The sequence below is a fragment of the Mycobacterium sp. IDUB_39 genome (genome assembly GCF_055419205.1).
In genome coordinates this window covers 159,310-171,815 of the sequence record NZ_JBVAXF010000003.1, presented here as the reverse complement: position 1 = coordinate 171,815, position 12,506 = coordinate 159,310, and the positions used below count along the sequence as shown (strand labels likewise).

The 12,506-nt window shown below is 66.3% G+C and carries 12 protein-coding genes; 7 read left to right on the top strand and 5 right to left on the bottom strand.

The features are described from left to right. The first annotated feature begins 148 nt into the window (after window positions 1-148). Window positions 149-1,144, top strand: a complete 996-nt coding sequence (locus tag ACZY0X_RS12730) for an esterase family protein (protein ID WP_463771567.1) — start codon at window positions 149-151, stop codon at window positions 1,142-1,144. 159 nt (window positions 1,145-1,303) lie between these two features. Here the strand turns inward: ACZY0X_RS12730 and ACZY0X_RS12725 are convergent, their stop codons facing one another. The 4 genes from ACZY0X_RS12725 to ACZY0X_RS12710 all read right to left on the bottom strand — a co-directional run bounded on the left by ACZY0X_RS12725 (window position 1,304) and on the right by ACZY0X_RS12710 (window position 4,108). Beyond that, window positions 1,304-1,942, bottom strand: a complete 639-nt coding sequence (locus tag ACZY0X_RS12725; protein ID WP_463770875.1) for a glucosamine-6-phosphate deaminase — start codon at window positions 1,940-1,942, stop codon at window positions 1,304-1,306. Between the two features lie 46 nt (window positions 1,943-1,988). Then, window positions 1,989-2,204 carry a tautomerase family protein gene (locus ACZY0X_RS12720; protein ID WP_463770873.1) on the bottom strand — a complete coding sequence of 72 codons (216 nt, stop codon included), beginning with the start codon at window positions 2,202-2,204 and terminating at the stop codon, window positions 1,989-1,991. A 25-nt stretch (window positions 2,205-2,229) separates the two neighbouring features. Then, on the bottom strand, window positions 2,230-2,988 hold the full coding sequence (locus tag ACZY0X_RS12715; protein ID WP_463770872.1) for a 2-keto-4-pentenoate hydratase: 759 nt from the start codon (window positions 2,986-2,988) through the stop codon (window positions 2,230-2,232). A gap of 61 nt (window positions 2,989-3,049) precedes the next feature. Continuing rightward, the gene (locus tag ACZY0X_RS12710) at window positions 3,050-4,108 is read right to left on the bottom strand and encodes a YncE family protein (protein WP_463770870.1); all 1,059 of its coding nucleotides are present in this window, start codon (window positions 4,106-4,108) and stop codon (window positions 3,050-3,052) included. A 129-nt stretch (window positions 4,109-4,237) separates the two neighbouring features. Here ACZY0X_RS12710 and ACZY0X_RS12705 point away from each other — a divergent pair, with 129 nt between their 5' ends. The 6 genes from ACZY0X_RS12705 (at window position 4,238) to ACZY0X_RS12680 (ending at window position 11,002) form a co-directional block, all read left to right on the top strand. Then, window positions 4,238-5,218: a LysR family transcriptional regulator gene (locus ACZY0X_RS12705; RefSeq protein WP_463771566.1), complete on the top strand. Its 981-nt coding sequence runs from the start codon at window positions 4,238-4,240 to the stop codon at window positions 5,216-5,218. A 43-nt stretch (window positions 5,219-5,261) separates the two neighbouring features. Then, window positions 5,262-7,613, top strand: a complete 2,352-nt coding sequence (gene lon / locus ACZY0X_RS12700) for an endopeptidase La (RefSeq protein WP_463770868.1) — start codon at window positions 5,262-5,264, stop codon at window positions 7,611-7,613. Between the two features lie 91 nt (window positions 7,614-7,704). Then, complete coding sequence (locus ACZY0X_RS12695) at window positions 7,705-8,742, top strand: LLM class flavin-dependent oxidoreductase (protein ID WP_463770866.1); 1,038 nt, start codon at window positions 7,705-7,707, stop codon at window positions 8,740-8,742. A gap of 1 nt (window position 8,743) precedes the next feature. Then, the gene (locus ACZY0X_RS12690) at window positions 8,744-9,073 is read left to right on the top strand and encodes a TfoX/Sxy family protein (protein ID WP_463770864.1); all 330 of its coding nucleotides are present in this window, start codon (window positions 8,744-8,746) and stop codon (window positions 9,071-9,073) included. 40 nt (window positions 9,074-9,113) lie between these two features. Further along, the gene (locus tag ACZY0X_RS12685) at window positions 9,114-9,761 is read left to right on the top strand and encodes an HhH-GDP family DNA glycosylase (RefSeq protein ID WP_463770862.1); all 648 of its coding nucleotides are present in this window, start codon (window positions 9,114-9,116) and stop codon (window positions 9,759-9,761) included. An 11-nt stretch (window positions 9,762-9,772) separates the two neighbouring features. Continuing rightward, window positions 9,773-11,002, top strand: coding sequence for an NAD(P)/FAD-dependent oxidoreductase (locus tag ACZY0X_RS12680; protein ID WP_463770861.1), 1,230 nt, complete (start codon window positions 9,773-9,775; stop codon window positions 11,000-11,002). Window positions 11,003-11,006: 4 nt separating this feature from the next. On the opposite strand, the gene ACZY0X_RS12675 is transcribed toward ACZY0X_RS12680, so the two are convergent. Next, window positions 11,007-12,482 (bottom strand): acetyl-CoA acetyltransferase, encoded by a 1,476-nt coding sequence (locus tag ACZY0X_RS12675; RefSeq protein ID WP_463770859.1) that lies wholly within the window; start codon window positions 12,480-12,482, stop codon window positions 11,007-11,009. Between the last annotated feature and the right edge of the window lie 24 nt (window positions 12,483-12,506).

The following is a 12,506-nucleotide window of genomic DNA, read 5'->3' as shown; positions in this document are numbered from 1 at the left end:
CGGCGCCGAGTCGGAATCGTTAGCCAACCGCGATGTCATTTCTCGGTGTTGGCACCCGGAACGGATTACATCGACGTGATTCACTGACGCTCACAAGGCAACGGCGATTGCCTTATGCGACAGAAGGAGAGGCAGGTCGGTGACCGTTATGAAGTACGTCAGAAAGATTCGTGGAGCGTGGTTGCGACGGCTGGCGGTGCTCGCAGTCACAGCAGCTGTGCTACCCGCACTGATTGGCTTCGCGGGGGGTTCGGCAACGGCAGGAGCATTCTCGCGGCCGGGGCTCCCGGTGGAGTACCTCGACGTGTTCTCCCCGTCGATGAACCGCAATATCCGGGTGCAGTTCCAGGGTGGCGGCCCGCATGCCGTCTACCTGTTGGACGGTCTGCGCGCACAGGACGACTTCAACGGCTGGGACATCAACACCCCGGCGTTCGAGTGGTACTACGAGTCCGGTCTCTCGACGGTGATGCCCGTCGGTGGTCAGTCCAGCTTCTACACCGACTGGTACCGGCCGTCGCAGGGCAACGGCCAGGACTACACCTACAAGTGGGAGACGTTCCTGACCCAGGAGCTCCCCGCGTTCCTTGAGGCCAACCGGGGCGTGGCGCAGAACGGCAACGCCGTCGTCGGCCTCTCGATGGCAGGCGGCACCGCGCTGACCTACTCGATCTACTACCCGCAGAAGTTCATCTACGCCGCTTCGCTTTCGGGCTTCCTCAATCCCTCCGAGGGTTGGTGGCCGATGCTGATCGGTCTGGCGATGAACGATGCAGGCGGCTACAACGCCGAGAGCATGTGGGGCCCAGCAAGTGACCCGGCGTGGAAGCGCAATGACCCGATGATCAACGTTGGGCAGCTGGTCGCCAACAACACGCGCGTCTGGATCTACTGCGGCACCGGTACGCCGTCGGATCTGGACACCGGCACGGCTGGCGCCAACCTCATGGCTGCGCAGTTCCTCGAAGGGTTCACGCTGCGGACCAACCTCACCTTCCGCGACAACTACATCGCTGCGGGTGGCACCAACGGCGTGTTCAACTTCCCGCCCAATGGCACCCACAGCTGGGGCTACTGGGGTCAGCAGCTTCAGATGATGAAGCCCGATATCCAGCGGGTGCTGGGAGCACAGGGCGCCGCATAGCCCGAGCCTGACACCTGCAAGACCAGGGAGCCTGCCGCGAACCCCCCGAGCGGCAGGCTCCCTTTCTTGTGCCGAGCACCTTCGGGCCGGTCCGCTTACGAGCCACACCACAACCGTGCCGCCCCATAGCGATACGCGCTGCGCGGTGACGTCAAAGTGTCATAGCGCCGAGAGTGATACTCGCCGGGGTGCAAGCCGCCGTTCACGGTCATGCACGTCGCGGTAGTCCTCGGCGAGCGTGAGCCCGGCGGCGGCCTCCTCGTCAACGACGATGACCGCGTCGCGGTGATGCTGCAGGATCGAGGCCGGGCAGAATGCGGAGACAGGGCCCTCCACGGCGCGCGCCATCGCGTCCGCCTTCGCCGCACCTGTCGCAATCAACAACGTACGACGCGCATCCATGATGGTGCCCAATCCCTGTGTCACACAGTCGAGCGGTACGTCGTCGGGGGTGTCGAAGAAGCGTGCGTTGTCCTGCCTCGTCTTCCTCGCCAGTGACGTGACCCTGGTGCGCGATGCGAACGATGAGGTCGGCTCGTTGAAGCCAAGGTGGCCGTTGCGCCCAATCCCCAAGATCTGCAGGTCGATCCCCCCTGCCTTGGCAATGGCCTCCTCGTAGTCGCGGCACACCGCATCGAGGTCGTCGCCGACCCCCGCCGGTACCCGCACCCTGTCCGGATCGAGCCCTAGCGGTTCGGTGACCTGCGTGCGAATGACGTGCGCATAGCTACGCGGGTCACTCGGGAGTAGTCCGACGTACTCATCGAGTGCGAAGCCGGACACCTCGCTCGTGTTCAACCCCGCCGCGACCCTGACTACTCGCGAGCCTAACGACGCCGTCCCCTCAGGATGAGCCGAGGCGCGGTGCAGGGCCCTCGACAACGCTGCGGTCTTTGCCGCCGACGAAGAACATGCTCGGCGGTACCTGGCGGACGATGACGCGCACCGACTCGACGGGCGCTTCGAGGAGCTCATGGGCCGCTCGGGTGATGGTGTCCGCGAACTCGCGCAATACGTGCGGCGGGCGTCCTTCGATGAGTGTCACGTCGATGATGGGCACGGGTGGTCTCCTGACGTTGTCGGCGCTAGGTGCAGATCTGTGTGATGCGGCCGAGGTGACCTATGTCGACGGTGATGGTGTCGCCCGCGGCGACGGGAACAGCGGCGGTCAGTCCGCCGGAAAAGATGACCTGACCGCGGCGCAGCCCCTCTTCGCCGTCATCGTGCAGCCGGCGGACCAGCCAGGCGACCGCGGCGGCGGGATGGCCCATGACAGCGGCACCGGCCGCGGTGGCGACGATGTCGCCATTCTTCGTCAGGACGGCACCGAGTAGATCGAGTTTCAGTCCGCGTGGTGGGTGTTGTGGTCCGACCAGGTAGCGTCCGGCCGATACGTTGTCGGCGGCTAGGTCGGCCGCCCGGAAGCGGTAGTCCCGGTAGCGCGAATCGAGGATTTCAATACCGGCCGCCACCGCTGCGGTTGCGGTGAGGACGTCGGCAGAAGTGATGTGCGGTCCGGCGAGGTCGTCGCCCAGGATGAAGACGATCTCTGGTTCGGCTCGCGGTGCGATCAGCGTGTCGATGGGTAGCGGTTGGCCCATGCTCAGGCGATCTGCGGCGTCGAGAAATCCGTACAGCGGGGTCTCGACGCCGACTTGGCGCTGTTTGACTTGTGCGGTCAACCCCAGCTTCCAGCCTGCGAGCGGGCGGCCTAGACGACGGTGGTGTTGGACGCGATAGCCCAGCTCGAGTTCGAATCCGGGATCGGCATCGCTGAATGGCGCGATGGCCAGGCGTTCGTGGCGTGCCGTGTCCAGTCGAGCAGCGATGTCACTGACTGTCATTGTGTGTGCTCCGTGTCTGGTAGTTGCTTCATCGGGTCGCCGAGGCTGGCTGATCCCGTGGTCAGCTCAGCCGCGGAATGTAGGCCAGCCCATGCGCTCCGGGTTCCCCGCGTTTGGCGACGGTGAGGCTGTTGAGCACCTCCCAGGTCTGCAAGTCGACGATGTCGACCGTCGACGACGTGACGGCGGCGACGTAGCCGAGCCGACCGTCCGGGGACGCGGTGATCGTTAGGGGGAACCTGCCAGTCAGCTCCACGGCTGCGACCCGCTCGCGCGTCGCAGTGGAAAATGCGATGAGTCGGCCAGGAGCGTGACTGCCCAGAGCGGACGAATCGTCGGCCGACATGCGCAGCTCACCGGCCAACAACACGCCGGTGCTGGTCAGACACACCGGAAAGACCACGTTCTCGGTAGGCAACATATCGAGAATCACGGCGGCCTTAGTGTCGATAATTCGTATGCCGTTGAGCGGACGTTGTTCGGTCGGCCCCGGTGAGAATGACCCATACGGTGCCGCGACATAGAGTTCGCTGCCGTCGGTCGACACCGCCAGCCCCTCGCTGCCCGGCACCTCCACCGAGGTGAACGTTCCCGCCGCCAGATCGACGATAGAAACGAATGGGGCCTCCTTGTTGCTGGCATAGCCTTTCTCGCCTTTTGGATCGATGACGAACCAGTGCGGGCCGGGTGCACCGGTATCGATGCGCCCCAGTATCTTTCGTGTCGCTGTGTCGATGACGACGACGCCTCCCTGGCGATCGTCTGACCCTTCGACGCTGACGTACAAGCGGCCCCGCGTCGAGTCGAGAGCCAACCCGTGTGGCCCATGTTCAGGCGCGAGATCAACCGTGTCGACGACACGACGAGCATCGGGGTCGATGACCGTGAGCTGGGTACGACGCCCGGCGTTGGCGTGGTAGTAGCCGGAGACGTAGGTATTCGTGCACCACAGCAACCGCTGCTTGGGATCGAAGCACAGCTCATGGGGTTCGGCGAGAAGCTCCACGGCGTCGAGGATGGTGTCGGAGGCGGCGTCGAAGAACGAAACCGTCGGGCCACTCTGGCTGACGACGGCCAGCACGTCGCCGCTGCGGCCCTCGCGAACAGGCGAGAAAGTCATGATGCTCCTAGGTGAATGAGATCTATCGGATTCACCACTAGCCTGGACCGCTTTACATTAACCATCAATGCAAGACTTGCTATCGATTACTTATCATCTGGGGTAAGTATCTCTGGAGGTGATCCGACGGTGGATTTGAATTTGTTGCGGGTTCTCGATGCGTTGTTGCAGGAGAGCAGTGTCTCCGCCGCTGCGCAGAAGTTGGGCACCTCGTCGCCAGCGATCAGCCGATCGCTGTCCAGGATGCGACGCCTAAGCGGTGACCCACTCCTGGTTCGGGCCGGGCAGGGTTTGGTACTCACACCGCGCGCCGCCGAGATCCGGGACCCGCTGCACACACTGCTAGGTCAGGCAGATCAAATCCTGCGACAGGGAAGGGAATTCGATCCCGGTGCGATTGAGAGAACGTTCACCGTGCAGGTATCCGAACTGTTCCTTACGAGCGTGGCGGTGCCGCTTCTGGACAGCCTCCAGCGAGAGGCCCCTGGAGTCAATGTCGTTTTCCTACCGGAGGCGCTGGAAGGGTCTGCGGCGCTGCGTGACGGCACCATCGACGTCGAACTCGGCGTCCTGTCACATCTGGATTCCGAAACCCGTCGTCGTAGCCTCACTGCGATCTCCATGCTCGGCGTGGCCCGCGAGACCAACCCGATATTTGACGCCCCGATAGACGTCGAACGTTTCGCCGCCGCCTCTCACATCGGTATCTCGCGACTGGGGAAGCGACGCGGGCCCATCGACGACGCGCTGGGCCGGTTGAGTCTGAGCCGTCGCGTCGCGGTCGTGGTCCCCAGCCATACCAGCGCGATGCTGCTCGCACGATCCACCAACCTGGTCGCACTCACCGCCCCGGTCTGGGCAGCCTCCATCACGCCCGACTTCGGACTCAGGGCTTTCCCGATTCCACTTGTACTGCCGACTGTCGAACTCGGTATGGCCTGGCATCCCCGGAACGACGCCGACCCCGCGCACCGTTGGTTCCGCCAGCGCCTGTCTGAGACTTTCATCGACTCGCAACCGGTGACTCGCTCGGGCAACGCACAGCCACCCACTGCTGCTAACGCCGCGACCGCACGTTCTGCTCACAGCGGACGGCGGGAACAAAGTTGACCACGTCAAGGTTGAGCGCATCAGGCTGAACTTTGGAGGACAGATGCCAGAACCGATTTCTGTGCCGGTGTTGTTCGTCAGTGAGCCGATCGTGCTGCCAGGCATGGTCGTCCCGATCGAGCTCGACGACACCGCCCGCGCTGCCGTGGACGCCGCGCAAGCGAGCGAGAGCGGAAAGCTGCTCATCGCACCGCGGCTCGACGACCGCTACCCCACCTACGGCGTCATCGCCTCGATCGTGCAGGTCGGACGCGTCGCCGGTGGTGGAGCTGCCGCCGTCGTCCGCGGCGAGGGTCGTGCGCACATCGGATCCGGGACCACCGGACCGGGCGCGGCACTCTGGGTCGAGGTGGAGGAAGTGACCGAGGCCGAGGCCGGCGAGGAGACCAAGGCGCTGGCGGCCGAGTACAAGAAGCTGCTGCTGGCGATGCTGCAGCGCCGTGAGGCCTGGCAGATCGTCGACGTGGTCAACAAGATCACCGATCCGTCTGCGCTGGCCGATACGGCCGGATACGCGTCGTACCTGACCGACGTCCAGAAGCGCGACCTGCTGGAGACCGAGGATGCGGCCCAGCGGTTGCGGATGCTGATCGAGGTCACCACCGATCACCTGGCCGAGACCGAGGTCAACGACAAGATCGCCGAGGACGTCCGCTCCGGCATGGAGAAGACGCAGAAGGAGTTCCTGCTCCGTCAGCAGCTGGCCGCGATCCGCAAGGAACTCGGTGAGGGTGAGCCGGACGGGTCCGATGACTATCGCGCCCGGATCGAGGCGGCAGTGCTGCCCGAGAAGGTCCGCGAGGCCGCGCTGCGGGAGGTCGGCAAGCTGGAACGCTCCAGCGAGCAGAGCCCCGAGGGCGGCTGGATCCGCACCTGGCTCGACACCGTGCTGGACCTGCCGTGGGACGTGACGACGGAGGACTCGACGGACCTCAAGTCCGCGCGGGAGATCCTCGACGCCGACCACCACGGACTCGACGACGTCAAGGACCGCATCGTCGAGTACCTCGCCGTGCGTGCACGCCGCGCCCAGCGCGGGATGGCCGTCGTCGGCGGTCGTGGCTCCGGCGCCGTCATGGTGCTGGCTGGCCCTCCCGGTGTCGGCAAGACATCGTTGGGTGAGTCCGTCGCACGGGCGCTGGGCCGCAAGTTCGTCCGCGTGGCGCTGGGTGGCGTGCGCGACGAGGCCGAGATCCGCGGGCATCGACGCACCTACGTCGGCGCGCTGCCGGGCCGCATCGTGCGGGCCATCGGCGAGGCGGGATCCATGAACCCCGTCGTCCTGCTGGACGAGATCGACAAGGTGGGCTCGGACTACCGTGGCGATCCCAGCGCGGCGCTGCTCGAGGTGTTGGACCCGGCGCAGAACCACACGTTCCGCGACCACTACCTGGACCTCGACCTGGACCTGTCCGATGTCGTGTTCCTGGCCACCGCCAACGTCATCGAGAACATCCCGTCGGCGCTGCTGGACCGGATGGAGCTGGTGACGATCGACGGTTACACCGAGGACGACAAGGTCGCCATCGCCCGGGACTACCTGCTGCCGAGGCAGGCCGACAAGGCGGCGCTGACCCCCGAGGAGGTGACGGTGACCGACGCTGCGCTTCGTAAGATCGCGGCCGACTACACCCGGGAACCCGGTGTCCGCCAGTTCGAACGACTGCTGGCCAAGGCGCTGCGCAAGGCGACCACGAAGTTGGCGGCGCGGACGCGAGGAGCAGATGGAGTTGAAGCCCTCGACGCGCCGTTGACCATCGACGAGCCGGATCTGGTTGCCTACCTGGGCCGTCCGCGCTTCACACCGGAGTCCGAGGAGCGCACGGCGGTGCCGGGCGTGGCCACGGGCCTGGCCGTCACGGGCCTCGGTGGCGACGTGCTGTTCATCGAGGTGAACGCCAACGACGGTGAGCCGGGTCTGAAGCTGACCGGTCAGCTGGGCGATGTGATGAAGGAGTCCGCGCAGATCGCGCTGTCCTACGTCCGCGCCCACGCCGAGCAGTTGGGCGTCGATCCCAAGGCCCTCGATCGGCAGATCCACGTGCACGTGCCCGCGGGTGCGGTGCCCAAGGATGGGCCGTCGGCCGGTGTCACGATGGTCACCGCGCTGGTGTCCATGGCGACCGGGCGTCAGGTCCGCGCTGATGTCGGCATGACCGGTGAGGTCACGCTGAACGGTCGGGTGCTGCCCATCGGCGGGGTCAAGCAGAAGCTGCTTGCCGCGCAACGGGCCGGGCTGTCAACGGTTTTCATTCCGCAGCGCAACGAGCCAGACCTGGACGACGTGCCAGCCGAGGTGCTCGATGCGCTCGAGGTCAAGCCGATGACCGATGTCGCCGACATCGTGGCGCTGGCGCTGGAACCGGCCGCCGAGGCCACGACCGCCGCCGCCTGACAACTCAATAGCGCGAGCAGACACAAACTCGCATGTTCCGAGAGGATTCATGCGAGTTTGTGTCTGCTCGGCAGAGAGAGGTGACCAGTAGATGCCCCGACGCGGAGAACCGCTGAGCAAGCTCGGTTTCCTGACGATCGGCCGGTTCGACGCCGCCGATCCGGGACCCGGAATGACCGAGACACTGGACGTCATCGTCCGCGCCGAGGCGATCGGTTATGACAGCGTCTGGCTGCGCTGCAGGCATCTGCAACCGGGCATCTCGTCTCCGGTCGCCATCATGGCGGCCGCCAGTCAGCGCACGTCACGCATCGAATTGGGCACCGCGGTCATTCCGCTGGGATTGGAGAACCCGTTCCGGCTGGCCGAGGACCTGGCCACCGTGGACATCCTCTCCGGCGGCCGGATCAACCCCGGTGTCTCGGTGGGCACGCCGATGCACTACGAGAACTACCGGCACACCCTGTATCCCGACACCCACGATGTCGAGGACTTCTCCAAGGAACGCGTGGTTCGGCTGCTGCGGGGCCTGCGCGGCGAGCCGGTCAGCGACTTCGAGGGCACCGTCGGGATCGAGCAGTTCACGAACCGCATCCAGCCGCACTCCCCTGGCCTGGCCGATCGGGTCTGGTACGGCGGCGGGCGCGACTCGGCCATCTGGGCCGCCGAACAGGGCATCAACTATCTGACGAGTTCGGTGGTCAGCATCGAGGGCACCGAGTCACGCGACTTCGCCACCATTCAGGGCGAGCACATCGACGCGTTCCGAAGCGCTTTCGCAGCCAGGCACCCACATCCCGAAAGGGCCAGGGTGTCACAGGGTCTCGTCGTGATTCCCACCGACTCGGCGACCGACGATCAGGTCCGTCGCTATCGCGAGTACGCGGCCAGCCGCTTCGAGCGCACCAAGTCACCGCAAGGCGCCCGCGGCATGCTGTTCTCCCCCGACTACGTCGGCACCTCAGATGAACTCGCCGACCAGCTGTACGCCCATGCCGGCTTCCAGCGGGCCAACGAGGTGGCCTTCGCCCTGCCGTTCACCTTCGGCGAGGACGACTACCGCCAGATCATCACCGATCTGGCCGAGAAGCTCGGGCCCAGACTCGGATGGGAACCTAAGATCGACTGACATGGCCTACGACCAAGATCTGGCGCACCGCATCCGGGAACTACTCGGATCGGAGAAGCACGTCGAGAAGGCCATGTTCGGTGGGCTGGCGTTCATGGTCAACGGCAACATGGCGGTCGCCGCCAGCGGGCACGGCGGCCTGATGGTTCGGGTACCGCCCGATCAGACCAATGCCCTGCTGGACCGCGAACACGTCGAACCGATGGTGATGGCGGGCCGGGAGACCCGAGGCTGGCTGCGTGTCTCGGCCGACGGCATCAACACCAAACGGCAGCTGCAGTCCTGGGTGAAACGCGGTGTCGACTACGCCAAGAGCCTGCCGGGGAAGTGACGAGGGTTTGTCCTCCCCGACACCGGGTATGCGACCCGAGATGGGAGCCACGAAGGACATCGTGCGTCGGCTCGTCTCCATGGCAGGTGAGACATACGCCGAGCAGAGCGGCATTCGGCTGCGGGACAAGCCGAAGCCGCTGTTCCAGCTTCTGACTCTGGCGATGCTCGTCAGCAAGCCCATCGGCGCGGACACCGCAGCGGCGGCCGCCCACCACCTGTTCAAGTCCGGGCTGCGGACCCCGCAGGCGGTCATCGAGGCCGACCGCGCCACGATGCTCGCCGCATTCGGCCGCGCAGGATATGCACGATACGACGAGAGTTCGGCAACCCGCCTGTACGACATGGCCGTTCGTGTCCGTGACGAGTTCGACGGCGATCTGCGCAACCTGGCTGTTCGCTGTGGACAGGACCGCGACCGTGCGATGGCCGAACTCCAACGGTTCAACGGCATCGGGCCCACCGGAGCGGCCGTGTTCATGCGGGAGGTTCAGGCCGTCTGGACGTGGGCACGACCCTTCTTCGACAGCAGGGCGCTCGCCGCCGCCGCTGCCGTCGGCCTGCCCGCATCCCCCGATGAGCTCGGCGACCTTGCGCCACGCAGCAGTGCCGAACTCGCCGCGGCGCTCGTCCGGGTCTCCCTGGACTCGAGGCTGCGCGAACGGTTCGCACCCTCGCACGGCGAATAGGAGCACACCTCATGGCGACCCCATCGACTCACATCATCGTCGGCGGCGGCCTGGCAGGCGCCAAGGCCGCGGAAGCGCTGCGCGAGAAGGGCTTCGAAGGCCGCATCGTGCTGTTCGGTGCGGAGGACCGCCTGCCCTACGAACGGCCGCCACTGTCCAAGGACTACCTGGCGGGCAAGAAGACGCTCGACGAGTTCACCGTGCAGACCGCCGACTGGTACGCCGAGCACCAGGTGGAGCTGCGGCTCGGCACGCAGATCACCTCGATCGACCTCGCTGGGCACTCGGTCGGCCTCGCAGGCGGTGGCCAAGAGAACTACGACAAGCTGCTGCTGGCGACGGGATCCAGTTCGCGACGCCCGCCCATCCCCGGTGCCGACGCCGACGGCGTGCACTACCTGCGCACAATCGATGACGCCTCAGCACTGTTGGAGACCCTCAAGGCCGGCGCGACGCTCGCCATCGTCGGCGCCGGGTGGATCGGGCTGGAGGTGGCGGCCGGCGCCCGCGGACGGGGCGCCGAGGTCGTCGTCGTCGAGACCGCCGAGCTGCCCCTGCTCGGCGCGCTGGGACGCGAGGCGGCGGAGGTGTTCGCCCGACTTCACCGCGACCACGGCGTCGACCTGAGGCTCAAGACCCAGGTGGAGGAGATCACCACCGAGGACGGGCGCGCCACGGGTCTTCGGCTCGGCGACGGTTCGACGGTTCGTGCTGACGCCGTGCTGGTCGCCGTTGGCGCCAAACCCAATGTCGAACTCGCGCAGGACGCGGGGCTCACGACCGGCGATGGTGGCGTACTGGTCGACGCCTCCCTGAAGACCAGCGACGCCGATGTCTACGCGGTCGGTGACATCGCGGCCGCCGAACACCCCCTCTTGGGGACCCGGATCCGCACCGAGCACTGGGCCAATGCCCTCAAGCAGCCCGCGGTCGCGGCCGCGGGCATGCTCGGTAACCCCGGCTCGTATGACGAACTGCCCTACTTCTTCACCGACCAGTACGACCTGGGCATGGAGTACGTGGGACACGCACCCGACTACCAGCGCACGGTGTTTCGCGGTGAGGTCGACGGTGGCGAGTTCACCGTCTTCTGGCTCGACGCTGACGATCGGGTGCTGGCGGGCATGAACGTCAACGTCTGGGAGGGCCTCGACGACATCAAGTCGCTGGTGCGCTCCCGTACGCCCGTCGACGCGGGCCGTCTCGCCGACACCAAGGTGCCGTTGCCGGACCTGGTGTGACCCGTCAGTGCAGCGACGCTGTGCCGTCGGCGGCCACCGCGACCTTGGCGCCCGCGATGTCCTCACGCGTGCTCGCCTCGGCGTCCGACGGATCGGTCAGGACGGCGAGCGCCCGGGTGTCATCGGGTGTGCGAACCGCGACAAAGGCCTTCTCCGGGACCCCGTCACGCGTGAACGGAGTCGTCCACGTCTCGACGGTCCCGGTACCGGACCAGTCGCCCTCGGCCACGCGAGTGGGCTCGGCGTCGACGGCGGACTGCACGTCCTCCCAACGGAACTCGCCCGTCGGCGGCTGCGCACTGTAGACACCGAAGCTGTGCTTCGTGAGATAGCCGCCGTTGGCTGTGATCAGCCCGATCTGATCGGGTGCGGCGGCCAGCCGCTCGGCCATGGTCGCTATCGAATGTGACACGTAGTTGTTCCACGGCCCGCCCGCGAAGGTCAGCCCACCGGTCACGGTGAGCGGCCGGTCGGCGTCATCCAGCGACAGCCCCAGCTCACGAGCGGCCACCTGAACGGCGGACGGGAAGCACGAGTACACGTCGACCAGTGCGATGTCGTCGATGCCCGTTCCGGCCAGTTCCAGTGCGCGACGACCCGCGATCCGGATCGCCGGCGACCGGTGAAACTCGGCCCGCTCGCCGATCAGGTAGGTGTCGTGGGCATCGGTGCCCGCATACGGGAAGATCCAACGTTCCCTGGGGATCTGGAGGTGGGTGGCCTTCTCCACCGACGTCAGGATCAAGGCCGCGCCCTGGTCGACCATGTTGTTCGAGTTCATCAACTTGGTGTATGGCCAGCTGACCATGCGGTTGCCTGGGCCGGCCTGCCAGATCTCCTCGGCGGTCAGCGAATCCCTGCTCCAGGCATGGGGGTTGGCCTTGGCCACGGCGCTGAATCGGGCCCAGAGCTCGCCGATGCGACGGCGGTGCGCCTGCGGCGACTCCCCCGCGTCGATACGGACCGCCTGCTCGAACATCGGGTACACGTAGGCAGGGCGATCCAGTTTGATGCGGATCTCGACGTCCCCGGCCATCTGGAACTCGTCGTCCGCGCCGGGTGGCACGGGTACCGACTCGTCCTGCTTGGTCCAGTCCAGTTTGCCGCCCGCCGCGCGCACTCGGGTGCGGGTGCGCCACGTCTCTCCGCCGGCGATCAGCACGGTGTCGAGGCGGCCGGCCTGTATGTCCAGGCACGCCTGGTTGACCAGGGACTGCGGCACGTTGCCCCCGATGCTGGTGTACCGGCTGTCCGCGTTCGTGGCGCGGATGCGCTGCGCCAGAAGTAGTCCGGGGTTCCTGTATCTCCAGGACAGCAGGTTGACGATGCGCACCGAGTCCACCGCCTCGAGTACCCGGGGGTCGGCCGCGGCTCGGGCGGCCCGCTCCATCAGGTCGACGGGTTCTATCGCTGGATCGGAGTCATGTTGGTTGACCTGGCCGTAGCCGACGAGCACCGGTGTGCGTGGATCGATGGACAACTATTGGCCTTTCTCGGATTCGGT